At 67.2% G+C, this 20,416-nt stretch carries 31 protein-coding genes and 1 pseudogene; 3 read left to right on the forward strand and 29 right to left on the reverse strand.

Going from position 1 to position 20,416, the window contains the following annotated elements; translation table 11 throughout:
* The 24 genes and pseudogenes from B2742_RS09795 to B2742_RS09910 form a co-directional block, all read right to left on the reverse strand.
* Window positions 1-260 (reverse strand): nucleoside monophosphate kinase (locus B2742_RS09795; protein ID WP_292065600.1); only part of this gene is annotated, 260 nt, incomplete at its 3' end.
* Between the two features lie 22 nt (window positions 261-282).
* Window positions 283-1,674 carry a preprotein translocase subunit SecY gene (gene secY / locus B2742_RS09800; RefSeq protein WP_292065602.1) on the reverse strand — a complete coding sequence of 464 codons (1,392 nt, stop codon included), beginning with the start codon at window positions 1,672-1,674 and terminating at the stop codon, window positions 283-285.
* A gap of 257 nt (window positions 1,675-1,931) precedes the next feature.
* A pseudogene (gene rplO, locus B2742_RS09805) lies at window positions 1,932-2,372 on the reverse strand (50S ribosomal protein L15); the annotation flags it as partial.
* A gap of 155 nt (window positions 2,373-2,527) precedes the next feature.
* Entirely contained in the window at window positions 2,528-2,725 is a 198-nt protein-coding gene (rpmD, locus tag B2742_RS09810) for a 50S ribosomal protein L30 (protein ID WP_284223202.1), read from the reverse strand.
* 2 nt (window positions 2,726-2,727) lie between these two features.
* Window positions 2,728-3,345: a 30S ribosomal protein S5 gene (gene rpsE, locus B2742_RS09815; protein ID WP_292065605.1), complete on the reverse strand. Its 618-nt coding sequence runs from the start codon at window positions 3,343-3,345 to the stop codon at window positions 2,728-2,730.
* A gap of 12 nt (window positions 3,346-3,357) precedes the next feature.
* Entirely contained in the window at window positions 3,358-3,720 is a 363-nt protein-coding gene (rplR, locus tag B2742_RS09820) for a 50S ribosomal protein L18 (RefSeq protein WP_292065607.1), read from the reverse strand.
* A 3-nt stretch (window positions 3,721-3,723) separates the two neighbouring features.
* On the reverse strand, window positions 3,724-4,257 hold the full coding sequence (gene rplF, locus B2742_RS09825; protein ID WP_292065609.1) for a 50S ribosomal protein L6: 534 nt from the start codon (window positions 4,255-4,257) through the stop codon (window positions 3,724-3,726).
* A 1-nt stretch (window position 4,258) separates the two neighbouring features.
* The gene (gene rpsH, locus B2742_RS09830) at window positions 4,259-4,657 is read right to left on the reverse strand and encodes a 30S ribosomal protein S8 (protein ID WP_055832159.1); all 399 of its coding nucleotides are present in this window, start codon (window positions 4,655-4,657) and stop codon (window positions 4,259-4,261) included.
* A 14-nt stretch (window positions 4,658-4,671) separates the two neighbouring features.
* Window positions 4,672-4,977 carry a 30S ribosomal protein S14 gene (rpsN, locus tag B2742_RS09835; protein WP_056615252.1) on the reverse strand — a complete coding sequence of 102 codons (306 nt, stop codon included), beginning with the start codon at window positions 4,975-4,977 and terminating at the stop codon, window positions 4,672-4,674.
* Window positions 4,978-4,996: 19 nt separating this feature from the next.
* The gene (gene rplE, locus B2742_RS09840) at window positions 4,997-5,557 is read right to left on the reverse strand and encodes a 50S ribosomal protein L5 (RefSeq protein ID WP_056615248.1); all 561 of its coding nucleotides are present in this window, start codon (window positions 5,555-5,557) and stop codon (window positions 4,997-4,999) included.
* A complete protein-coding gene (gene rplX, locus B2742_RS09845) occupies window positions 5,557-5,865 on the reverse strand; it encodes a 50S ribosomal protein L24 (protein ID WP_292065611.1) in 309 nt (102 codons plus the stop codon). The genes rplE and rplX overlap by 1 nt, the downstream gene beginning before the upstream one ends.
* 2 nt (window positions 5,866-5,867) lie before the next feature.
* Window positions 5,868-6,236 carry a 50S ribosomal protein L14 gene (rplN, locus tag B2742_RS09850; RefSeq protein WP_055832151.1) on the reverse strand — a complete coding sequence of 123 codons (369 nt, stop codon included), beginning with the start codon at window positions 6,234-6,236 and terminating at the stop codon, window positions 5,868-5,870.
* Window positions 6,237-6,254: 18 nt separating this feature from the next.
* Window positions 6,255-6,503 carry a 30S ribosomal protein S17 gene (gene rpsQ, locus B2742_RS09855; protein ID WP_055832150.1) on the reverse strand — a complete coding sequence of 83 codons (249 nt, stop codon included), beginning with the start codon at window positions 6,501-6,503 and terminating at the stop codon, window positions 6,255-6,257.
* Window positions 6,504-6,513: 10 nt separating this feature from the next.
* Window positions 6,514-6,711, reverse strand: coding sequence for a 50S ribosomal protein L29 (gene rpmC, locus B2742_RS09860; protein ID WP_055832148.1), 198 nt, complete (start codon window positions 6,709-6,711; stop codon window positions 6,514-6,516).
* Window positions 6,708-7,151, reverse strand: coding sequence for a 50S ribosomal protein L16 (gene rplP, locus B2742_RS09865; RefSeq protein ID WP_284223197.1), 444 nt, complete (start codon window positions 7,149-7,151; stop codon window positions 6,708-6,710). The genes rpmC and rplP overlap by 4 nt, the downstream gene beginning before the upstream one ends.
* 3 nt (window positions 7,152-7,154) lie before the next feature.
* A complete protein-coding gene (rpsC, locus tag B2742_RS09870; protein ID WP_292065616.1) occupies window positions 7,155-7,910 on the reverse strand; it encodes a 30S ribosomal protein S3 in 756 nt (251 codons plus the stop codon).
* A complete protein-coding gene (gene rplV / locus B2742_RS09875; protein ID WP_292065618.1) occupies window positions 7,910-8,290 on the reverse strand; it encodes a 50S ribosomal protein L22 in 381 nt (126 codons plus the stop codon). Before rplV ends, rpsC begins: the two co-directional genes overlap by 1 nt.
* 3 nt (window positions 8,291-8,293) lie before the next feature.
* On the reverse strand, window positions 8,294-8,572 hold the full coding sequence (gene rpsS / locus B2742_RS09880) for a 30S ribosomal protein S19 (protein ID WP_292065621.1): 279 nt from the start codon (window positions 8,570-8,572) through the stop codon (window positions 8,294-8,296).
* Between the two features lie 2 nt (window positions 8,573-8,574).
* The gene (rplB, locus tag B2742_RS09885) at window positions 8,575-9,408 is read right to left on the reverse strand and encodes a 50S ribosomal protein L2 (RefSeq protein ID WP_284223194.1); all 834 of its coding nucleotides are present in this window, start codon (window positions 9,406-9,408) and stop codon (window positions 8,575-8,577) included.
* Between the two features lie 4 nt (window positions 9,409-9,412).
* Window positions 9,413-9,718, reverse strand: a complete 306-nt coding sequence (locus B2742_RS09890) for a 50S ribosomal protein L23 (protein ID WP_284223193.1) — start codon at window positions 9,716-9,718, stop codon at window positions 9,413-9,415.
* Window positions 9,718-10,419: a 50S ribosomal protein L4 gene (rplD, locus tag B2742_RS09895; protein ID WP_292065626.1), complete on the reverse strand. Its 702-nt coding sequence runs from the start codon at window positions 10,417-10,419 to the stop codon at window positions 9,718-9,720. The genes B2742_RS09890 and rplD overlap by 1 nt, the downstream gene beginning before the upstream one ends.
* The gene (gene rplC, locus B2742_RS09900; protein ID WP_292065629.1) at window positions 10,419-11,180 is read right to left on the reverse strand and encodes a 50S ribosomal protein L3; all 762 of its coding nucleotides are present in this window, start codon (window positions 11,178-11,180) and stop codon (window positions 10,419-10,421) included. The genes rplD and rplC overlap by 1 nt, the downstream gene beginning before the upstream one ends.
* A 20-nt stretch (window positions 11,181-11,200) precedes the next feature.
* Complete coding sequence (gene rpsJ / locus B2742_RS09905; RefSeq protein WP_003164367.1) at window positions 11,201-11,506, reverse strand: 30S ribosomal protein S10; 306 nt, start codon at window positions 11,504-11,506, stop codon at window positions 11,201-11,203.
* A 307-nt stretch (window positions 11,507-11,813) separates the two neighbouring features.
* The gene (locus B2742_RS09910; RefSeq protein ID WP_292065631.1) at window positions 11,814-12,770 is read right to left on the reverse strand and encodes a hypothetical protein; all 957 of its coding nucleotides are present in this window, start codon (window positions 12,768-12,770) and stop codon (window positions 11,814-11,816) included.
* A 261-nt stretch (window positions 12,771-13,031) separates the two neighbouring features.
* Here B2742_RS09910 and B2742_RS09915 point away from each other — a divergent pair, with 261 nt between their 5' ends.
* Window positions 13,032-13,781 (forward strand): outer membrane beta-barrel protein, encoded by a 750-nt coding sequence (locus B2742_RS09915; protein WP_292065632.1) that lies wholly within the window; start codon window positions 13,032-13,034, stop codon window positions 13,779-13,781.
* 148 nt (window positions 13,782-13,929) lie between these two features.
* On the opposite strand, the gene B2742_RS09920 is transcribed toward B2742_RS09915, so the two are convergent.
* The 3 genes from B2742_RS09920 to B2742_RS09930 form a co-directional block, all read right to left on the reverse strand.
* The gene (locus tag B2742_RS09920; protein ID WP_292065634.1) at window positions 13,930-14,817 is read right to left on the reverse strand and encodes a GIN domain-containing protein; all 888 of its coding nucleotides are present in this window, start codon (window positions 14,815-14,817) and stop codon (window positions 13,930-13,932) included.
* Between the two features lie 105 nt (window positions 14,818-14,922).
* Window positions 14,923-15,840 (reverse strand): cupin-like domain-containing protein, encoded by a 918-nt coding sequence (locus B2742_RS09925; protein WP_292065637.1) that lies wholly within the window; start codon window positions 15,838-15,840, stop codon window positions 14,923-14,925.
* Between the two features lie 5 nt (window positions 15,841-15,845).
* Window positions 15,846-16,994: a GNAT family N-acetyltransferase gene (locus B2742_RS09930; protein ID WP_292065639.1), complete on the reverse strand. Its 1,149-nt coding sequence runs from the start codon at window positions 16,992-16,994 to the stop codon at window positions 15,846-15,848.
* A gap of 155 nt (window positions 16,995-17,149) precedes the next feature.
* Here B2742_RS09930 and B2742_RS09935 point away from each other — a divergent pair, with 155 nt between their 5' ends.
* Both B2742_RS09935 and B2742_RS09940 read left to right on the forward strand, forming a co-directional pair.
* Entirely contained in the window at window positions 17,150-17,320 is a 171-nt protein-coding gene (locus B2742_RS09935; RefSeq protein WP_292065641.1) for a hypothetical protein, read from the forward strand.
* Between the two features lie 82 nt (window positions 17,321-17,402).
* Window positions 17,403-18,446, forward strand: coding sequence for a L,D-transpeptidase family protein (locus tag B2742_RS09940; RefSeq protein ID WP_292065643.1), 1,044 nt, complete (start codon window positions 17,403-17,405; stop codon window positions 18,444-18,446).
* On the opposite strand, the gene B2742_RS09945 is transcribed toward B2742_RS09940, so the two are convergent.
* A complete protein-coding gene (locus B2742_RS09945; RefSeq protein WP_292065644.1) occupies window positions 18,443-20,050 on the reverse strand; it encodes a carboxylesterase/lipase family protein in 1,608 nt (535 codons plus the stop codon). The two genes, B2742_RS09940 and B2742_RS09945, sit on opposite strands and share 4 nt — an antisense overlap.
* 297 nt (window positions 20,051-20,347) lie before the next feature.
* A partial coding sequence (locus tag B2742_RS09950) for a hypothetical protein (RefSeq protein ID WP_292065646.1) occupies window positions 20,348-20,416 on the reverse strand: 69 nt, incomplete at its 5' end.

Consider the following 20,416-nt stretch of genomic DNA (forward strand, 5'->3'; position numbering starts at 1 on the left):
GGGAAGCCGTCGAAGATGGCGCCGCCGGCGTCCCCGGCCTCTTTCAACCGGGCCTCGATCAGGGCGATGACGATGGCGTCGCTGACCAGGTCGCCGCGCGACATGATGGCCTGGCACTCACGCCCCAGGTCCGAGCCCGAGGCGATGGCCTCGCGCAGCATGTCGCCGGTCGAGAGCTGCACCATGCCGCGGGCCTCGACCAGCCGTTTGGCCTGGGTGCCCTTGCCCGCCGCCGGCGGTCCGAACAGGATCAGGTTCATCGCCGCCCCTCCCCGGCCGGCTCTAGCGCCGGGCGGGGGCGGTGACGCCCTTGCCGGAGGGCTTGCCGCGACCACGCAGCTTGGCCTTCTTGATCAGGCCTTCGTACTGGTGCGCCAGCAGCTGGGACTGGATCTGGGCCACGGTGTCCATGGTCACCGACACGACGATCAGGATCGAGGTGCCGCCGAGAATGAGGCCGGTGGTTCCGGACATCGCGATCATGATCTCCGGCAGCAGACAGACGGCGGCGATATAGGCGGCGCCGATGGTCGTCAGCCGGGTCAGCACATAGTCCAGATACTCGGCCGTGCGCTTGCCCGGACGGATGCCCGGCAGGAAGCCGCCGTATTTGCGCAGGTTCTCGGCCGTGTCCTCGGGATTGAAGGTGATCGAGGTGTAGAAGAAGCAGAAGAAGACGATCAGCGCGCCGTACAGCAGGATGAACAGCGGCTGGCCGTTCTGCAGCATGGCGGTGACGCCCGGCAGCCATTCCATCCAGGGCGGCAGGTTGGCCGTGGCCACGAACTGGGCCACCGTCGTCGGCAGCATCAGCAGCGACGAGGCGAAGATCGCCGGGATGACGCCGGCGGTGTTCAGCTTCAGCGGCAGGAACGAACGCTCGCCCCCGGCCATCCGATTGCCTTCCTGACGCTTCGGATACTGGATCAGCAGCCGGCGCTGGGCGCGCTCCATGAAGACGATGAAGACCACCAGGAAGATCGCCAGGGCGGTGAAGAACAGCAGGGTGAAGACCGACATCTGGCCCTGCTGCGCCAGGCCGAACATGCGGGCGACGGTGCCCGGCAGGACGGCGACGATGCCGGCGAAGATGATCAGGGAAATGCCGTTGCCGACGCCGCGCGCCGTCACCTGCTCGCCCAGCCACATCAGGAACATGGTGCCGCCCGTCAGGGTGGTGACGGTCGAGACGATGAAGAACAGTCCCGGCGTGTCGATCAGGCCCGGCGTGGCGTTGAGGCCGAAGGCGATGCCCGTCGACTGGAACAGCGCCAGCACGACCGTCAGATAGCGGGTATACTGGTTCAGCTGCTTGCGGCCGCTCTCGCCGCCTTCCTTCTTCAGCTTCTCCCACGGCGGATACACAGCGCCCATCAGCTGGACGATGATCGAGGCCGAGATGTAGGGCATGACGTTCAGGGCGAAGACGGCCATCCGCTCCACCGCGCCGCCCGAGAACATGTTGAACATGTCCAGCACGCCACGTCCGCCTTCCGGGTTCTGGAAGAACTGCAGGAAGGCGTCGGAGTTGATCCCCGGGATCGGCACATAGGTCCCGATGCGGTAGACCAGCAGGGCCATCAGCGTGAACAGCAGACGTTTGTGCAGCTCGGTCGCCTTGGCGAACGAGCCCATGTTCATGTTTGCTGCGAGTTGTTCGGCGGCCGAAGCCATATGTCGTCACCCCGACTTGTCAGAACGCGGCGCATCGGACCTGAATCCGGCGCCAGCGTCCAGATAGGCGAAGGGCGCCCGCTTAGCGAGGGCGCCCTTCAAGCTTATTTCTTGGCGGCAGTCCGCGTGGTGCGGGCCGAGATCTTGTTGGCGTCGCCGCGCGGCGCCTTGGCCGGCGGAGCCTTGCCCTTGGCGGCGTTGCGCTTCTCGATGCGCGCGGCGGCCTTGGCTTCAGCAGCGATACGCTCCTGCACGACGGTGCCGCCGGCGGCTTCGATCGCCTTGACCGCGCCGGCCGAGGCCGACCAGACGACCAGGTTGAGCTTGGACTTGATCTCGCCGGTGCCCAGGATGCGGACGCCGTCCTTGACGCGACGGATCACGCCGGCGGCGACCAGGGCGTCGCCCTTGATCTCGCCCTTGATGTCCAGCTTCTTGGCGTCGATGGCGTCCTGCAGGCGCCACAGGTTCACTTCGGCCAGCTTCAGCGCGTTGGCGTTGTTGAAGCCGCGCTTGGGCATCCGCATGTACAGCGGCATCTGGCCGCCTTCGAAGCCGCCGATGGCGACGCCCGAACGCGACTTCTGACCCTTGACGCCGCGACCGGCGGTCTTGCCCTTGCCCGAACCCGGGCCGCGGCCGACGCGCATGCGCTTCTTGTGGGCGCCCTCGTTGTCGCGAATTTCGTTCAGTTTCATGTGCCTGATCCTTTCGGGTGCTAGCGCCCGGCCAACCCGAATGATGGGGGACCGGACTCGGCGTTGAAATAATTGAAGGGCCGCTTCTAGGCGGCCCCCTTCAGCATCGCAAGACGCGAGACGCCCTCCCCCGGACCGGGAGAGGGCGTTTCGGCTTACTTTTCGACGATCTCGGTCAGGTGCGCGACCTTGGCGATCATGCCGCGAACCGAGGGGGTGTCTTCCAGCGTGGACTCGCGGCCCATGCGGTTGAGACCCAGGCCCGACAGGGTGGCGCGCTGGTCCGACTTGCGGCGGATCGGGCTGCCGGTCTGGCGGACCGTGACGGTGGCTTTGGATTCAGTCTTGGCCATGGTCAGGCTTCCTGGGCTTCAGGCGCCGCTTCCGGAGCCGAGGCGCCGTCGTTGCGACGACCCATCAGATCGGCGACCTTCTTGCCGCGCTTGGACGCGACCTGACGGGGCGACGACTGGACCTTGAGGGCCTCGAACGTGGCGCGGATCATGTTGTAGGGGTTCGACGAACCGGTCGACTTGCCGACGACGTCCTGGACGCCGAGGGTTTCGAGCACGGCGCGCATCGGACCGCCGGCGATGACGCCGGTCCCGGGAGGGGCCGCGCGCATCATGATCTTGCCGGCGCCCCAACGGCCCGAGCCGTCGTGGTGCAGGGTGCGGTTCTCGCGCAGCGGCACGCGGATCATCGTCTTCTTGGCTTCCTCGGTCGCCTTGCGGATGGCTTCCGGCACTTCGCGCGCCTTGCCGTGACCGAAGCCGACGCGGCCCTTGCCGTCGCCGACGACCATCAGGGCCGCGAACGAGAACCGGCGGCCGCCTTTGACCGTGGCCGCGACGCGGTTGATGTGCACCAGCTTCTCGACGATGTCCGAATCCGGACCGTCGACGGGAGCGTTGCGGTTGTCACGACGATTGCGATCGTTGCCGCCGCCGCCACGTTGGGGTGTTTGCGCCATCTGTCGCGTCCCTTAGAAATTCAGGCCGGCTTCACGCGCGGCATCTGCCAGCGCCTTCACCCGTCCGTGATAGATGTAGCCGCCGCGATCGAAGACGACGTCCTTGACGCCCTTCTCGATGGCGCGTTCGGCGACCAGCTTGCCGATCAGGGCAGCGGCCTCGACGTTCGAACCCTTGGTCTTCTTGCCCTTCTCGCCTTCCAGCGAGGAGGCCGAAGCGATCGTGACGCCGTTCAGGTCGTCGATGATCTGGGCCGAGATGTTCTTGTCCGAACGGTGCACCGACAGACGCAGGCGTCCGTTGGCGACAGCCTTCAGGCGGCGGCGGGTGCGCTCGGTGCGGCGCTGGGCTTGTTGTCGAAGAGAGAGAGCCATGACCTACTTCTTCTTGCCTTCCTTGCGCCGGACCTTTTCGCCCGTGTAGCGGACGCCCTTGCCCTTGTAGGGCTCCGGCGGACGCAGCTTGCGGATGACGGCGGCGATCTGACCCACGGCCTGCTTGTCAGCGCCGGAGATCTTGATTTCCGTCTGCTTGGGCACCGCGAAGGTGACGCCGGCAGGCGGCTGGATGTCGACTTCGTGCGAGAAACCGAGCTGCAGCGACAGGGCGTTGCCCTTCATCGCGGCGCGGTAACCGACGCCGACCAGGTCCAGGCTCTTTTCAAAGCCGGTGGTGACGCCGACGACCATGTTGTCGACCAGGGTGCGCGACAGGCCCCACATGGCCCGCGAACGCTGGTTGTCTTCGCGCATGGTCAGGTTCAGGCCGTCGTCGCCCTGGGCGACTTCGATCTCGTCGGCGACGGTCCAGGAGCGTTCGCCCTTGGGACCCTTCACCGAGACCGTCTGGCCGTCGAGCGTGACGGTCACGCCCTTCGGCACTTCAATGGTGCGTTTTCCGATACGGGACATCTTAGTAGACCCTGCAGAGGACTTCGCCGCCCACCTTGGCTTCGCGAGCCGCGGTGTCCGACATGACGCCCTTGGACGTGGAGAGGATCGAGATGCCGAGGCCGTTCTTGATCGGCTTCAGGTCGGAGATCGCGGAGTAGACGCGGCGGCCCGGCTTGGACACGCGGGCGATCTCGGCGATGACCGGCTGGCCGTCGAAGTATTTCAGCTCGATCTCGAACTGCGGGAATTCGCCGGGGTTCTGAACCAGCGAATAGCCGCGGATGTAGCCCTCGTCCTGCAGCACGTCGAGGACGCGCTGGCGCAGACGGGAAGCCGGGGTGAGCACCTTGGAACGCTTGCGCATGTGCGCGTTCCGGATGCGAGCGATCATGTCGCTCAGGGGATCGTTGATCATCATGTCTGTCGCTCCCCTTACCAGCTGGACTTGGTCAGACCCGGGATCTGACCCAGGTTGCCGAGTTCACGCAGGGCGATGCGGCTCATCTTGAGCTTGCGATAGAAGGCCCGCGGACGGCCCGTCACTTCGCAGCGGTTACGAATCCGGTTGGCGGCCGAGTTGCGCGGCAGCTTGGCAAGCTTCAGGCGCGCTTCGAAACGCTCCTCAAGCGGCAGGGATTCATCGTTGGCGGTCGCCTTCAGGGCGGCCCGCTTGTCGGCGTATTTCGCGACGAGGGCCTTGACCATCTCGTTGCGGTTTACGGCGCTTTTCTTAGCCATGGTTTCTTTCCCTTCCCGCTCAGTTCGTCACGAACGGGAACTTGAACTCGGTGAGAAGCGCGCGCGCCTCGTCATCGGTCTTGGCCGTGGTGCAGACGATGATGTCCATGCCCCACATCTGGTCGATCTGGTCGTAGTTGATCTCGGGGAACACGATGTGTTCCTTGAGGCCCATGGCGTAGTTGCCGCGACCGTCGAACGAGGTCGGCTTCAGGCCGCGGAAATCCTTCACGCGCGGCAGCGCGATCGTGATCAGGCGGTCGAGGAACTCGTACATCTGGTCGCCGCGGAGGGTGACCTTGCCGCCGATGACCATGCCTTCGCGCAGCTTGAAGCCGGCGATGGAGTTGCGGGCCTTGGTGGCGACGGGCTTCTGACCGGCGATGGCGGCCAGGTCCTTGAGGGCCGCGGTGGCCTTCTTGGAGTCAGCCACGGCTTCACCGATGCCCATGTTCAGGACGATCTTGTCCAGCTTGGGCATCTGCATCGGGTTGGTGTAGCCGAACTTCTCGGTCAGCACGCCCTTGATGCGGTCGTTGTACTCGCCCTTGAGGCGCGGGGTGTATTTGGTGTCGGCCATCAGATGACGTCTCCCGTCGTCTTGGCGAAGCGGACCTTCTTGTCGCCTTCCATGCGGAAGCCGACGCGGGCCGCCTTGCCGTTGGCGTCGGCGATCGCGACGTTCGACAGGTGAAGCGACGCTTCCTTGTTCTTGATGCCGCCCTGGGGGTCGGCCTGGGTCGGGCGGGTGTGGCGCTGGACCATGTTGATCCCCTGCACCATGACGCGGTTCGTGGTCGGCAGGACCTTGGTCACCTTGCCGGTGCGGCCCTTGTCCTTGCCCGTGAGCACCACGACGTTGTCGCCGGTTTTGATCTTGGCGGCCATGACTACAGGACCTCCGGAGCCAGAGAGATGATCTTCATGTGGTTCTTGGCGCGCAGTTCGCGGGGAACCGGGCCGAAGATCCGCGTGCCGACGGGCTCGTTCTGCTTGTTGACGATGACGGCGGCCGACTTGTCGAAGCGAATGACAGAGCCGTCCTTGCGCATGATGTCCTTGGCGGTGCGCACGACGATGGCGCGCACGACGTCGCCCTTCTTCACGCGGCCGCGCGGAATGGCTTCCTTCACCGAAGCGACAATGGTGTCGCCCACCGAGGCGTAGCGGCGCTTGGAGCCGCCCAACACCTTGATGCACATGACCCGGCGAGCACCCGAATTATCGGCTACCTCCAGGTTAGTTTGCATCTGGATCATATGATCAGATCTTTCTGATTACGAGGCCGAGGCCGAGGAGTCCGACAGGACTTCCCAGCGCTTCAGCTTGGACTTGGGGGCGCACTCGATGATGCGGGCCTGATCACCCACCTTGAGGGCGTTGGCTTCGTCGTGAGCGTGGTACTTCTTGGACAGGCGCACGATCTTTTTCAGGACCGGGTGCAGCAGCGTGCGTTGGACGACGACGACGACAGTCTTGTCGCCCTTGTCGGAGACGACCACGCCTTCGAGAACTCGTTTGGGCATCTTCGTTTCCTTAACCCGCCGCGCGGTTCGCACGCAGAAGCGTGGAAATACGGGCGATGTCCTTGCGCACTTCCGAGACCCGATGGGTCTTTTCCATCTGGCCGGTGGCGGCCTGGAAGCGCAGGTTGAACTGTTCCTTCTTGAGCTTCAGCAGCTCGTCGGACAGCTGGTCGGGCGTCTGGGCCCGGAGGTCGGCGATCTTGGTCATGCGCCTACGTGCTCCACGTGCGAGACGCCGGCGTCGAGGCGGGTGACCACCTTCGTGCGGACCGGCAGCTTGGCGGCGCCAAGACGCAGGGCCTCACGGGCGATGTCGTCCGGCACGCCGTCGATTTCAAACAGGATCCGGCCCGGGTGGCAGCGCGCCGCCCAGTGATCCACGGCGCCCTTGCCCTTGCCCATGCGGACTTCGGCCGGCTTGCCCGTGACGGGCAGGTCGGGGAACACGCGGATCCAGACGCGGCCCTGACGCTTCATCTGGCGGGTGATCGCGCGGCGGGCCGCCTCGATCTGACGCGCGGTGATGCGTTCCGGCTCCACCGTCTTCAGGCCATAGGACCCGAAGTTCAGCGAGAAGCCGCCTTTGGCGGCGCCGTGGATGCGGCCCTTGAAGGCCTTGCGGTACTTGGTTTTCTTCGGTTGCAGCATGACTTAGCTCTCACGTGCCCGGTCGCGGCGCGGACCGCGATCACCGCGGGGACCGCCGCGTTCACGGCCTTCGTTGGACGACGGACCAGCAGCCTCGGCAGCCCAGCGCTTGTCCTGGGCCATCGGATCGTGCTCGAGCACCTCACCCTTGAAGACCCAGACTTTGACACCGATGATGCCGTAGGTCGTCTTGGCCTGGATGAAGCCGTAGTCGATGTCGGCGCGCAGGGTGTGCAGCGGCACACGGCCTTCGCGATACCATTCCATCCGCGCGATTTCCGCGCCGCCGAGGCGGCCCGACACGTTGATGCGGACGCCCTTGGCGCCGAGACGCATGGCCGACTGCATCGAACGCTTCATGGCGCGGCGGAAGGCGATCCGGCGTTCCAGCTGCTGCGCGATGTTCTCGGCGACCAGCTGGGCGTCCGTCTCGGGCTTGCGCACTTCGACGATGTTCAGGTGGACTTCACCCTCGGTGCGCGCCGAGATGTCCTTGCGGAGCTTCTCGATGTCAGCGCCCTTCTTGCCGATCACGACACCCGGACGGGCGGCGTAGATCGTCACGCGGCACTTCTTGTGCGGACGCTCGATGATGATGCGCGACACGCCGGCGGCGTTCAGGCGTTCCTTCAGCCACGTACGCAGCTTGAGGTCCTGGTGCAGCAGTTTGGCGTATTCGGCGCCGCGGGCGAACCAGCGGCTGTCCCACGTACGGTTGACGCCGAGGCGCAGACCGATCGGATTGACTTTCTGACCCATCAGGCGGCCTCACCGGCTTCGCGGACCACGATGGTGATCTCCGCGAAAGGTTTCAGGATGCGCGACGAGCGGCCACGAGCACGGCTCGCGAAACGCTTCATCACCAGGTTCTTGCCCACGAAGGCCTCGGCGACGACCAGGTTGTCGATGTCGAGATTGTGGTTGTTCTCGGCGTTCGAAACGGCCGAATACAGCACCTTGCGGACGTCGGTGGCGATGCGCTTGCGGCTGAATTCCAGCTCGTTCAGCGCCTTCTGCACCGGCAGGCCGCGGATCGACTGGGCGACCAGGTTCAGCTTCTGAGGGCTGATCCGGACGTTCACCAGCTTGGCGCGCGCTTCGGTCGGGGCGAGCCGACGGGGGTTTTTTGTCTGGGCCATCAGTTATTTCCTTTTGGCCTTCTTGTCCGCCGCGTGCCCGGGGAACGACCGGGTCGGGGCGAACTCGCCGAGCTTCATGCCGACCATTTCTTCGGAGACGGACACCGGCACATGCTTGAGGCCGTTGTGGACGCCGAAGGTCAGGCCGACAAACTGCGGCAGGATGGTGGAGCGGCGCGACCAGGTCTTGATCACGTCCTTGCGGCCCGACGTCGAGACGGCGTCGGCCTTCTTGAGCAGATACCCGTCGACAAACGGGCCTTTCCAGGAGGAGCGGGCCATCTTTAGCGAGCCTTCTTAACGTGGCGGGTACGGATGATGAACTTGTCCGTCGCCTTGTTCTTGCGGGTGCGGGTGCCCTTGGTGTCCTTGCCCCACGGCGTAACCGGGGTACGACCACCAGAGGTCCGGCCTTCACCACCACCGTGCGGGTGGTCGATCGGGTTCATGGCGACGCCGCGAACGTGCGGACGCCAGCCCATGTGACGGACGCGGCCGGCCTTGCCGAGGTTCTGGTTCATGTGGTCGGGGTTCGAAACCGCGCCCACCGTGGCCATGCAGCCGTCCAGGACCATGCGAAGCTCGCCCGAGCCCAGACGGATCTGGGCGTAGCCGGCGTCGCGGCCGACGAGCTGGGCGTAGGCGCCGGCCGAGCGGGCCAGCTGGGCGCCCTTGCCCGGCTTCATTTCGACGTTGTGGATGATCGTGCCGACCGGCACCGAGCGCAGCGGCATCGCATTGCCCGGCTTCACGTCGACCTTTTCACCGGCCACCACCGAGTCGCCCGCCTTCAGGCGTTGCGGCGCGATGATGTAGGCCTTTTCGCCGTCCTCATAGACGATGAGGGCGATGAAGGCGGTCCGGTTCGGATCGTATTCCAGGCGTTCGACGGTCGCCGTGGCGAACTTCCGGCGCTTGAAATCGATCTTGCGGTACAGCGTCTTGGCGCCGCCGCCGCGGAAGCGGACGGCGATACGACCGCCAGCGCCCCGGCCGCCCGACTTGGTCAGGCCTTCGGTCAGCGACTTCTCGGGGCGGCCCTTGTGCAGCTCCGAACGGTCGATCAGCACCAGGGCGCGACGGCCCGGCGATGTCGGATTGTAAGTCTTCAAGGCCATCTGATCAGAGCCCCGTGGTGACGTCGATCGACTGGCCTTCAGCCAGCGTCACGATCGCTTTTTTGATGTCGACCCGACGGCCCATGATGCCGCGGAAGCGCTTGGTCTTGCCCTTTTGGACCAGGGTGTTGACCTTCAGGACGTTGACCTTGAACAGGCTTTCGACCGCAGCGGCGATCTCATCCTTGGTCGAGGTTCCGGCAACGCGGAAGACGACCTTGTTCTGCTCCGACAGGATCGTGGCCTTTTCCGTGATGATCGGAGCCAGGATGGTGTCGTAGTGTTTTGCGGTGGGGTTGGCGCCAGCCATTACGCGGCCTCCTTCTTCGTCTTGGCAGCCGGTTTGGCGGCCTTGGCGGCCTCGGCTTCACGACGCGACGGGGTGTAGTCGGCGTAGGTGGCCTCGATGGCTTCAACAGCCGCCTTGGTCAGCACCAGCTTGTCCGCGCGCAGGATGTCATAGACGTTCAGACCGGCGTTCGGCAGCACGTCCACCATCGGGATGTTGCGGGCGGCCAGGCCGAAGTTGGTGTCAACGTCCGGACCGGCGATGATCAGCGTGCGGGTCCAGCCCAGCTTGCCGAGGGTTTCGCGCAGACCGGCGGTCTTGGCGTCCTTCAGCGAGAGGCTGTCGACGACGACCAGATCACCGGCGACGACCTTGGCCGACAGCGCGTGACGCAGGGCCAGGGCGCGAACCTTCTTGGGCAGAGAGAAGCCGTGGTCGCGAACGACCGGGCCGAAGGCGCGCGAACCACCGACGAACTGCGGGGCGCGACGCGAACCGTGACGAGCGCCGCCGGTTCCCTTCTGCTTGTACATCTTCTTGCCGGTGCGAGAGTTCTCGTTCCGGGTCTGGACCTTGTGGGTGCCGGCACGGCGCTTGGCCAGTTGCCAGTTGACGTAACGGGCCAGGATGTCGCCGCGAATGTCGGTGATGCCGAAAACGGCGTCCGACAGTTCGACGTCACCGGCGGCCTTGCCGTCGAGTTTGATGACCGAGAGTTTCATTACGCTTCACCGCCTTCGGTGGTTTCGACGGCCGGGGCCTCTTCAGCCGGCGTTTCAGCCGGTTGAGCCGCAGCAGCCGAACCGCCCTTGGACTTGACGCCGCCGGGGAACGGGGCGTCGGCCGGACGGGCCTTCTTGATGGCGTCGCGAACCTTGACCCAGGTGCCTTCGTGACCGGGGACAGCGCCCTTGATCAGCAGCAGGCCACGCTCGACGTCGACGCGGAACACGGTGAGGTTCTGGGTCGTGACGACTTCACAGCCATAGTGGCCGGCCATCTTCTTGCCCTTGAACGTCTTGCCCGGATCCTGACGCTGACCGGTCGAACCGTGCGAACGGTGCGAGACCGAGACGCCGTGGGTCGCCCGCAGACCGCCGAAGTTCCAGCGCTTCATGGCGCCGGCGAAGCCCTTGCCGATGGTCTCGGCCTGGACGTCGACCTTCTGGCCCGCGACGAAGTGGTCAGCCGAGAACTCGGAGCCCACATCCATCATGGCGTCCGCATCGATGCGGAACTCGGTGACATAGGCCTTGGGTTCCACTTCCAGCTTGGCGAAAGATTCGCGCTGAGCCTTGTTGGTGTTCTTGGCCTTTTTGGAGCCAGCACCCAGCTGCAGGGCGACGTAGCCGTCCCGCTCCTGAGTCCGCTGACCCACGACCTGACAGCCATCCAGCTGCAAGATCGTGACTGGAACATGCGCGCCGTCTTCAGCGAAGACACGCGTCATACCCAGTTTCTTGGCGATCACGCCCGTGCGCATCGGATCCCGCCTCTTTCTTATTAAATCTTGATCTCGACATCCACACCGGCGGACAGGTCGAGCTTCATGAGCGCGTCCACAGTCTGCGGGGTGGGGTCGACGATATCGAGGACACGCTTGTGCGTGCGGATTTCAAACTGCTCGCGCGACTTCTTGTCGACGTGCGGCGAGCGGTTCACGGTGAACTTTTCGATCAGGGTCGGCAGCGGGATCGGACCGCGAACGGTCGCGCCCGTGCGCTTGGCCGTGTTGACGATCTCGCGCGTCGAAAAGTCGAGGACGCGGTGATCGAAGGCCTTGAGCCTGATGCGGATGCTTTGATCCATATCGGTCGTATTTCCCAAGCAGGCGAACCTGCGTCCCTGTGAACCATTTCAAAGACCGGAGGCCTTCAGGCACGAATGCCTTCAGAGTACGCACGTCCGCAAAAACGATCGGCCCACGCAGCGAACCGCGAAGGCCGTTGAAGTCCTGGGTCACTGCAAAGAACAGGGTCTCAGGTCGTTCCTGCGAACCGCGTCTGCATCCCAAAAACACGCGGGATGCACAGCCGGTCCAACAAGAGTGGGGGCTTATGACCGCCGATTCCGATTTGGTCAAGCGGCGAAACTGTGTCGGAGCCTGGCCCGCCGCCTATTCCACAGGAACGAAGGTCGACGACCGCGAGTCCCAGCGCAGTCGGACGTTCGGACAGGCCGTCCCGTGGCCGCAGGAGGGATTGCTGACCAGCCGCGCCGGGGTCGTTGCGATGTCGATCAGGGCCCAGTGATCCGGCTCCGCGGTCCAGGCCTCGCTCAGCCCGCCGTCCGCTCCGGTCAGCCAGACGCTGAAGGGGCGGGCCTGCACCGCCTCATAGACGTCCCGCGGGCAGGGATCCGGCAGACGGACCAGCCAGTCGCGGCGGCCGTCGCCGTTCAGGTCCGGCACGTTCCTGAACGTCGGACGATAAACCCGGAAGCCATCATCGTCGGTCGAGGGACAGGTCAGGCGCTGGCCATGCCAGACCTCGGACAGTTCGGCGGGAAGCCCGTCCTCGACCGGACGGTTGCTCTCGCGCTCGCCGATCGGCGCGAATCCCCCGTCATTGCCCAGAAGGCTTTCCCCGGCGGCGTTCGGCCTCTCCACCAGCTGCTTCAACACCGGGTCCCAGGTCCAGGCGAAGGCGCAGTCGTCGCCCGCCGAACCGCAGAACACATGATGGACCTGGACATCGATCACCGTATCCCCGCCCCGCGTCGACAGGTCGAAGGTGTGGCTCTGCTCGTCGAAGGCCATGAGGTAGTCGTCGCCGTCGCTGACATAGAGGGTCCGCAGACAGCCGCCTGTCCCGCAATACATCAGGCCGGAGTCCGTATAGTCGATCAGCCAGTCCGGCTTGCCGTCGTGGGTGACGTCGACCGCCCGGATGACCCCATCGGGAACGCGGGTGACCAGGGGCGGCCGGTTGAACGGCTCGGTCCGGTCGAAATAGGCGCTGTTGATTTCGTTCAGCACCATCCAGGTCAGCGTCTCGGGCGGGGTCTGGGCGGATGCCGGCGCGGCCGCACCCAGCAGCAGGAGTGCGCCGAGCGCGGGACCGAGAACTTTCATGGCCGAATCTCCACCGTGGGAACGCCAGTCTAGGGAGGAGCGCCCTGCCCCGGCCCCTCCGATTTCTGACGGCGAGGACAGGGTGCGCCATGATCCGTCCGCCGTATCGCCGCAGGGGCGCCACAATGCGTAACCGGGCCGACACACCGGCCACAAGCCGCTGTTTTGTGACGGGTTTGTAATAGCACAGCTGGGATAGGCGCTGATACCCGGGCGGTCTGGCGGTGCGACTCCCCGACGCCGCCCACAAAAGGATAAACCATGAAGTCTCTCCTCCTCCTCACCACGGCGATCGCCGCCCTGGCCGCTGCCCCCGCCCTCGCCCAGGACGGCCGGGCCGGCTCGATCGGCATCGACTACACCGACACCACCATCGACACCCCCCTCGGCGATGCCGACCTCGAAAGCTGGTCCCTGAACGGCGTCACCGCCATGCCGGCCTTCGGTGAGTGGACCGTCACCCTCGCCGCCGATGTCACCAACACCGAGTTCCTGGGTGACGACGAGACCGCCGGCGCCGGTTCGGTCGGCCTGTCGCGGATGTTCGGTTCGGACATGCGCCTGGGTGGCTTCGTCGCCGCTTCTGACGCGGGCGACGACACGGCCTGGACCGGCGGCTTCCGCGCCCAGAAATACCTCGCCAACTCGACCCTGACCGGCGTCGTGGCCTACACGGACGTCGACGGCGTCGAGATCTGGACCGCTGGCGCTGACGCCGCCTTCTACGTCACCCCGAGCCTGCGCCTGAACGCCGGCGTCACCTATGACTCGGTTGACGAAGCTGACGTGGACGCCTGGACCTACGGCATCGGCGCTGAATACGACATCGGCGCCACGCCGTTCTCGGTCACCGCCGGCTACGCCCGTTCGGACCTGGGCGACCTCGATCTGGACGTCGACAGCTTCAACGTCGGCGTCCGCTACTCCTTCGGCGGCAGCCAGCAGTCCCGTGACCGCGCCGGCGCCGGTTCGTCGAGCGTGGGCATCGGCTCCCTGCTCGGCATTCTGTAAGCCCAACCGGCTGACAGTCTGACAGACAGAAACCCCGGCGGAGCGATCCGCCGGGGTTTTTGCTGTGCGCCTGCCCTGCAGCGCGCGCGAAAAAGGCCCGGAGGGTTCCACGCTCCCGGGCCTTTCCCGTTGCAGCAGCCGTGGGGGATCAGCTGCCGATGCGCACGTCCCCGCCGCCCATGATCGAGCGGCTGACCGAGCCCGTGGCGCGGGCCACGGTGACATCGCCGCCGCCGACCAGGGACACGTCCACGTCCCCGGCCACGCCGCCGAAATTCACATCGCCCGAGCCGGCGATGCTGATGCTGAGGTCCGGGGCCGTGCCGGCACGGATGTCCACGTCGCCCGAGCCGCCGATCGAGACGTCCGTGCGGCCGTCGACGCGGGCCACGACGACATCGCCCGAGCCGCCGATGGCGACCTCCAGCTCGCCGGTGGCTCCGGCCGTGACCGAACCGGATCCGCCGATGCTGATGTCGAGCGCGGTCGAGGTTCCGGCGCGCATGTCCCCGGATCCGCCGATGCTCAGCGACACCGGACCGTCGGCGTTGGCCACGTTCCAGTAGCCGCAGCCGCCGTTGCCGAGGTCGATCGACGTCGCGCCCCGGCCGACCGAGCCGAACACGGCGCCCGAGGCGTTGACGTTCACCGCGCGCGGGGTGCGGATGACGATCAGGGGCGCGTCGGAAATGCTCACGCGGCCGACATTGCGGACCTCCACCGTGGCGCCGTCGCCCGGCGTGGCCGGGTTGCCGGAGCCTGTGTTGCAGTTGCGGATGCCGTCGCCGCGATTCATGAAGCCGCGACGGCCGAGACCGCCGTCGATGCGGACATTGGCGCCGTCCCGGGTGACGCGCGGAGCCGGAAGTCCGGACGTCCCCTGCTCGATCTCGACGGCGATGTCGGTGCGGTCCTCGACCACCACGGCGACGCGGGCCACGGCGTGGCGGATTTCGACGTCCGGCTCCTTGGCGAAGGCGGGGGCGGCCATGGCGGCGGCGGCGATGACGATGGCGGAAGCGATAACGGGTTTCATGATGGGGTTCCCTCTCCGGAATGTGCCGGAAAGGTGCGACCACCCCGTCGCCAAGTCACTTTAAATCGAGGTCATGACCTCGTTGTAAGAATGCCGGCCGCGCGGTCAGGCGCGCAAGGCGCCCGCGCCGTCCTCGACGCCGACCTCGGGCTCGAAGTCGCGTTCGAAGGCAGAGAGCCGGCTCTTCAGAACCCCGGCCCGCTTCAGGGCCAGCGAGGCGGCCCAGCGGGCGGCCAGTTCAGGCGTCGCCATGCGGTCGGTCATGCGCGGGCGCCCGCCCCGGCTGCGCAGCACGGCGTTGGTGAACAGCGCCCCGTTCCTGAACCGCGACGGCCATGTCTGGAAATCCATCGACAGGGAGACGCAGAACCGGTCCAGGTTCTCGACCCGGTGCGGGGCATAGATCGGCCAGGTCAGGGCCTGCCCGGGCTCCAGATCCATGACCTGGGCGTCCGCTTCGAAGGCGCGGACATAGGGCAGTTCCTCGGTCGTCTGGCGCGACACCACCTGTTCCATGTCGATCTCGGCCAGATGGGCCTCGTCGCCCGGATAGACGAAGATCCGCTTGCGGCCGCGCAGGTGGAACAGCACCACGCCGGCGGCGTCGAAATGGTAGGGCACCCGCGCCTTGGGCGAGGACAGGATCAGCTGGCCGGCGTTCTTCACCGCCCGCAGACCCGGATAGGCCGCCTGCACCTTGCCGTATTCGGCCATGGCCGCGGCCCACAGCTCGGGCCAGCCGGTCTCGACCGAGCGCAGATTGACCCACAGCCGCCCCTGCTGGATCGCCGCCAGCAGTTCGGCGCCGTCCAGCTTGCCGCGCGCGCCGGTGCGCAGCGAGACCTGACCCTCGTCGTCATAGTCATACAGATTGATGTCGAACAGTTCGGCCGGATAGCGGTCCAGCACCGCCGCCAGCGCCTCATCCGAGGCGAAGCCCTGGTCCACCAGACTGTGCGGATGGACGGCGGCCTCGGCGATCGGGCCGGCGTAGCGGGTGCGGGTCTGGATGTTGCTCTTCATCTGTCTCAGGCCGGAACACGGTTGGCGGTCGCGCGGGCCTTTGCAAGGGCGGCGCCCGCGGCCTGCATGGCGCCCTTCATCCGCGCGCCGGGGGTGGTCTCGCAGGCCTCGATGGCGGCCCAGCGGCGCCGGACACTGGCGCGCAGCCGCTCGCCACGGTCGCCGCCGGCCAGGTTCAACGCCCCGACCGCGGCCTGGCTCATTGTCGCGCCGAGACCGGGTTTCAGCACCATGGCCTCGCGCACCAGCTTGAAGCCGTTGCAGAAATATTTCTTGTAGTGCTCGCCCTCGAACCCGAAGTCGAAGGTGCGATAGCCCCGCTCGGCGGCCAGCCGCATCGTGTCCATGCTGAGCAGGATGCCCGGTGAACAGCGCGCCAGGCTGGGCTCATAGCCCGGGAACCAGAAATGATACTGGTCGCCGGCGTGCAGCGAATACTCCACCGCCGTCAGCCGGTCGCCGGCCCACAGCCCGGCCATGGAGGCGCCGAAACCGTCGCCCTCTTCCCGGAGCAGGGCGTGCAGCAGCTCCGCGGTCCAGCCGCAGGCGAAGATGTCGTGACGGCTGGTGCGCCGGTACTGGTCGCGCTTGAGGTCGATCAGCCAGTCCAGCAGGACCGGATCGCGCAGACCCCGCTCCACCCGGATCGGCCCCAGCTCAGCCTCCATGCTGCGGCGGGCGCGTTCCTTGTCCTTGAAGAATTTGCCGTGGGTCGCCCGGCGTTCGGCGTACCAGCCGTCATAGCCGCCCTCGCCCAGTTCGACCTGCACCGTCCGGCGATCCTCGCCCAGACCGGTCGGCCCGACCCAGGCGGTCAGGTTCAGCCGGGTGGCGCCGAGGGCCTCCGCGGCCTCTTCCAGAGTCGGGACCGCGCCGGGGAAGGCGATGACCCCGTGATAATCGTTCATCGGCGCCGCCAGCGGCTGCATCGCCCCGCCGCGCCGTTGATGCGGGAAGAAGCCGACGGTCTCGCCGCCGCGCGAGAACACGGCCACGGCCGCGCCAGGGCTGACCCGCCCGGCGATCCGCGCGAACTCGGGCCGGAAATAGGGACTGGCCAGGCCCGGATTGGCGGCCAGCATGCCGCGCCACATCGCCCACTGCGTGTCGGCGAGGGTGTCGATCCCGACGATGTCGACCTTCAGCGGAGCCATGCAGTCGTCCTTCGGCGATCCGTCGCGGAGCGCCCTTCCCGCGGAACCTGACACGGCGCCCGTTTCGGCCCGGTGAGCGTTCATGGTGAACGAAGTCTGTGCGGAGCCTTGGCTCCCCGCGGACGTTGCCTTGTCTCCCATCCCACGGAGCCGCCATGTCCACGCCTGACCGACCCGACAACCGCGAAACCGAAAACGAGAACCAGCGCACCCCCGCGCGGGAAGGCGAGCCGCCGCATCCCGCCACCGAACCGAAGGGCTCGGAGGGTTCGTCCAACTCCGGCGAAACCGCCACCGACCCGGCGACCGGCAAGCCCAATCCCTGACGAACCGGCGGCGTCCCGACGTTGCGCGGGAACAGGCAGGGCGGTGAGGGGTTCGGTTCGGACCTCAACGTCCCGGAATTCCATGTCCTTTCGCCTTGTCCTCGCCGCCGCCGGTCTGTTCGCCCTCGCCGCCTGCGGCTCTCCCGCCCCTGAGGATCGGCCGGAAGCGCCGTCCGCCGCGACGCCGCGGCCGCTTCTGACCGCCGACCAGATCGAGACGGGGCAGCCCCGGCCGCCCGCGCCGCCGGCGCCCGCTCCCGCCGAGGGCGCGCCCGCGCCGGTCTATGCGCCGGACCCCGGCATGGTGCGGCTGCAGATCCTGCTCGACCGGTCGCGCTTCTCGCCCGGCGTCATCGACGGCCTCGGCGGCGAAAACACCCGTCAGGCCATCGCCGCCTGGCGCAAGGCCGAGGGCCTCGGCGAAGGCGGGGCGGCCGACGCCGATCTGTTGCAGCGGCTGGCCGCCGCCGATGCGGTTCCCGTGATGACCCGCTACGTCCTGACCGCCGCCGACGTCGCCGGTCCCTTCAGCCCCCTGCCCGGCGCCGATCTGGCCGCCACCGCCCGGGCCGGGACCCACTATTCCAGCGCCCTGGAGCGACTGGCTGAACGATTCCATGTCACCGAAGCCCTGCTGCAGGGTCTGAACCCCGGCGTCGACTTCCGCCGCGCCGGCCAGACCCTCATCGTTCCCGCCGTCAACGATACGCCCCTGGCCGGCGTCGCCCGCATCGTCATCGACAAGACCGAACGCTCGGCCCGCGCCTATGACGAGGCCGGCGCGCTTCTGGCCTTCTACCCGGCCACCATCGGCTCGAGCGAACGCCCCGCCCCCTCGGGCACGGTCACCGTCGTCGGCATCGCGCCCGAGCCGGACTACACCTACGACCCCGACCGGGTCAGCTATGACCGGGGCGACCAGCGCATCGTGGTGCCCGCCGGTCCGAACAACCCGGTCGGCACGGTGTGGATCGACCTGTCGCGCGACACCTACGGCATCCACGGCTCGCCCGACCCGTCGAAGATCGGCAAGACGGCGTCGAACGGCTGCGTCCGCCTGACCAACTGGGACGCCGAACAGCTGGCGGCCGGGGTCAAGCCGGGCGTGGTGGTGCGGTTCATCTAGCCGCGCGGGGCGACCGGCCCGAAGATGGTGGTCGCCCAGAAGTCGCACTGGTGGCGCCGGGCGAAGTCGCCGTCCATCCGGTCGCCCGCCGGATCGAACACCCGCACCGGACCGCCCCCGTCGCCGACCACCGTCCAGTCAGCGGGAAAGGCGTCATGCCCGAACCCGGCCCAGGCCTGCATCATCCGGTTCGACAGGGCGCGCTGCGCCGGCGTGAACCGGGCCGGGTCGGCGAACAGCCATTTCGTTCCGAACACATAGGCGACCTCCGAGGCGTGATAGGCCCCCATGTCATAGGGAAGCATCCATGACGGCAGGACGATCGGCGCGTCCGCATCGGCGAACTCATAGCCCCACACCGGAACATGGGCCGCCAGCACCCGGCGCAGGGCGTGGGCGGGGCAGGCGAATTTCTGGGCCGTGAAGCTGCGCGCCATGGTCAGGCCGAACGCCTCGCCTTCCACCGGATAGCGCTCCAACACGGCGGGACCATGCTCGCCATACATCCACACCGTCTCCTTGTCGTAGCGGTCCTGGTCGCGCACCTCGGTGGCGAACAGCCGCCCCTCGTCGGCGTTGGAGCCGACGATCACCGGCGTCCTGACGAACCGGCCATGCAGGAAGGCCGCGGGCGGGGCCTCGGGCACGGCCGCATCGCCATAGACCGGCCCCCACGACCCCGGGCCGTTCAGCCCCTGCCGCGTCGAGGCCGCCCGCGCCAGTCGCGAGGCCGGCGTTCGTCTCAGACAGGCCCGCACGTCCTCGCTGTCGCAGCCGACCGAGGCCGCGAAGGCGTCGCCGCCCTGGGCGACCTCGTCCGCCGACCACAGCGCTGTCGGCTCGATGCATGAGCCGCTTTGCAGGATCACCCGGCTCCACAGGCCCTCCGAGGCCGGCGAGGTCATCAGGTGGCAGGCCGTCCAGGCGCCGGCGCTCTCGGCGAACAGGGTCACCTCGTCGGGATCGCCCCCGAAGGCTGCGATATTGGCCTGCACCCAGCGCAGCGCCGCCTGCTGATCCAGCAGTCCCCAGTTGCCCCCGACCCCCTCGCCGTCCCCGGCGAAATCGGGATGCGCCAGCCAGCCCAGGGCCCCGAGGCGGTAGTTGACGGTGACCACCACCCGCCCCTGCTCGCGCGCCAGCCGCGACGGGTCGTAGTTGGCCCCGGAGCCGATGGTGAAGGCCCCGCCCGGCAGATAGACCATCACCGGCCAGGCCGCGGTCGACTTTCCCGCGGGGGCGTAGATGTTCAGATACAGGCAGTCCTCGTCGCCGACGACCAACCCGCCGCCGCCGCCGATAACCGATTTGCGCCCCAGGGCCTGGGTGCAGTCCGCGCCGATGCGGGTCGCGTCGCGCGCGCCGATCCACGGCTCGACCGGTCGCGGCGACCGCCAGCGCAGGTCGCCCAGTGGCGGCGCGGCATAGGGCACGCCGAGGAAGGCGCGCACCCCCGCCCCCTCCATGCCCCGCACCGCGCCGGCTTCGGTCGATGCGACCACCGCAGACCGGTCCGCCGCGCCCCGCACGAAGCCGACCTTGCCCGGATGGGTGGCGCAGGCCGCGAGGGCGAGACACAGGACAGACAGAAGCAGACGCCGCATCAATGAACCTTGGCCGTTCCGGGAGAGGATGCAAACGCGCCAAGGCGTGTCCGTTTCCCTCACCCCAGTTCTCCTTCCCCCCTTGCGGGGGAAGGTGGCAGGCGAAGCCTGACGGATGGGGGGTGAGACACGCCTCCATCCGGTTGGCGTCTGTGCTGCCAATCTTGCCTGCGGAACCAGCACCCCCCTCCGAGCCGCTCCGCGGTCCACCTTCCCCCGTGAAGGGGGAAGGACATGCAGAAGCGGCCCCGGAGTTTCCTCCAGGGCCGCTCTGTTACGCTTACCTGAGTTCGCCGATTACTCGGTGATCTTCGACACCACGCCGGCGCCGACGGTGCGGCCGCCTTCACGGATGGCGAAGCGCAG

It is taken from the genome of Brevundimonas sp. UBA7664 (assembly GCF_002483305.1).
Taxonomy (GTDB): Bacteria; Pseudomonadota; Alphaproteobacteria; order Caulobacterales; family Caulobacteraceae; genus Brevundimonas.

Bases quoted from the DNA above. Each gene is read 5' to 3' on its own strand.
- secY (WP_292065602.1), bottom strand. From the start codon at position 1,674: ATGGCTTCGGCCGCCGAACAACTCGCAGCAAACATGAACATGGGCTCG.
- rpmD (WP_284223202.1), bottom strand. From the start codon at position 2,725: ATGGCCAAGACTGAATCCAAAGCCACCGTCACGGTCCGCCAGACCGGC.
- rpsE (WP_292065605.1), bottom strand. From the start codon at position 3,345: ATGGCGCAAACACCCCAACGTGGCGGCGGCGGCAACGATCGCAATCGT.
- rplR (WP_292065607.1), bottom strand. From the start codon at position 3,720: ATGGCTCTCTCTCTTCGACAACAAGCCCAGCGCCGCACCGAGCGCACC.
- rplF (WP_292065609.1), bottom strand. From the start codon at position 4,257: ATGTCCCGTATCGGAAAACGCACCATTGAAGTGCCGAAGGGCGTGACC.
- rpsH (WP_055832159.1), bottom strand. From the start codon at position 4,657: ATGATGATCAACGATCCCCTGAGCGACATGATCGCTCGCATCCGGAAC.
- rpsN (WP_056615252.1), bottom strand. From the start codon at position 4,977: ATGGCTAAGAAAAGCGCCGTAAACCGCAACGAGATGGTCAAGGCCCTC.
- rplE (WP_056615248.1), bottom strand. From the start codon at position 5,557: ATGGCCGACACCAAATACACCCCGCGCCTCAAGGGCGAGTACAACGAC.
- rplX (WP_292065611.1), bottom strand. From the start codon at position 5,865: ATGGCCGCCAAGATCAAAACCGGCGACAACGTCGTGGTGCTCACGGGC.
- rplN (WP_055832151.1), bottom strand. From the start codon at position 6,236: ATGATCCAGATGCAAACTAACCTGGAGGTAGCCGATAATTCGGGTGCT.
- rpsQ (WP_055832150.1), bottom strand. From the start codon at position 6,503: ATGCCCAAACGAGTTCTCGAAGGCGTGGTCGTCTCCGACAAGGGCGAC.
- rpmC (WP_055832148.1), bottom strand. From the start codon at position 6,711: ATGACCAAGATCGCCGACCTCCGGGCCCAGACGCCCGACCAGCTGTCC.
- rplP (WP_284223197.1), bottom strand. From the start codon at position 7,151: ATGCTGCAACCGAAGAAAACCAAGTACCGCAAGGCCTTCAAGGGCCGC.
- rpsC (WP_292065616.1), bottom strand. From the start codon at position 7,910: ATGGGTCAGAAAGTCAATCCGATCGGTCTGCGCCTCGGCGTCAACCGT.
- rplV (WP_292065618.1), bottom strand. From the start codon at position 8,290: ATGGCCCAGACAAAAAACCCCCGTCGGCTCGCCCCGACCGAAGCGCGC.
- rpsS (WP_292065621.1), bottom strand. From the start codon at position 8,572: ATGGCCCGCTCCTCCTGGAAAGGCCCGTTTGTCGACGGGTATCTGCTC.
- rplB (WP_284223194.1), bottom strand. From the start codon at position 9,408: ATGGCCTTGAAGACTTACAATCCGACATCGCCGGGCCGTCGCGCCCTG.
- B2742_RS09890 (WP_284223193.1), bottom strand. From the start codon at position 9,718: ATGGCTGGCGCCAACCCCACCGCAAAACACTACGACACCATCCTGGCT.
- rplD (WP_292065626.1), bottom strand. From the start codon at position 10,419: ATGAAACTCTCGGTCATCAAACTCGACGGCAAGGCCGCCGGTGACGTC.
- rplC (WP_292065629.1), bottom strand. From the start codon at position 11,180: ATGCGCACGGGCGTGATCGCCAAGAAACTGGGTATGACGCGTGTCTTC.
- rpsJ (WP_003164367.1), bottom strand. From the start codon at position 11,506: ATGGATCAAAGCATCCGCATCAGGCTCAAGGCCTTCGATCACCGCGTC.
- B2742_RS09910 (WP_292065631.1), bottom strand. From the start codon at position 12,770: ATGAAAGTTCTCGGTCCCGCGCTCGGCGCACTCCTGCTGCTGGGTGCG.
- B2742_RS09915 (WP_292065632.1), top strand. From the start codon at position 13,032: ATGAAGTCTCTCCTCCTCCTCACCACGGCGATCGCCGCCCTGGCCGCT.
- B2742_RS09920 (WP_292065634.1), bottom strand. From the start codon at position 14,817: ATGAAACCCGTTATCGCTTCCGCCATCGTCATCGCCGCCGCCGCCATG.
- B2742_RS09925 (WP_292065637.1), bottom strand. From the start codon at position 15,840: ATGAAGAGCAACATCCAGACCCGCACCCGCTACGCCGGCCCGATCGCC.
- B2742_RS09930 (WP_292065639.1), bottom strand. From the start codon at position 16,994: ATGGCTCCGCTGAAGGTCGACATCGTCGGGATCGACACCCTCGCCGAC.
- B2742_RS09935 (WP_292065641.1), top strand. From the start codon at position 17,150: ATGTCCACGCCTGACCGACCCGACAACCGCGAAACCGAAAACGAGAAC.
- B2742_RS09940 (WP_292065643.1), top strand. From the start codon at position 17,403: ATGTCCTTTCGCCTTGTCCTCGCCGCCGCCGGTCTGTTCGCCCTCGCC.
- B2742_RS09945 (WP_292065644.1), bottom strand. From the start codon at position 20,050: ATGCGGCGTCTGCTTCTGTCTGTCCTGTGTCTCGCCCTCGCGGCCTGC.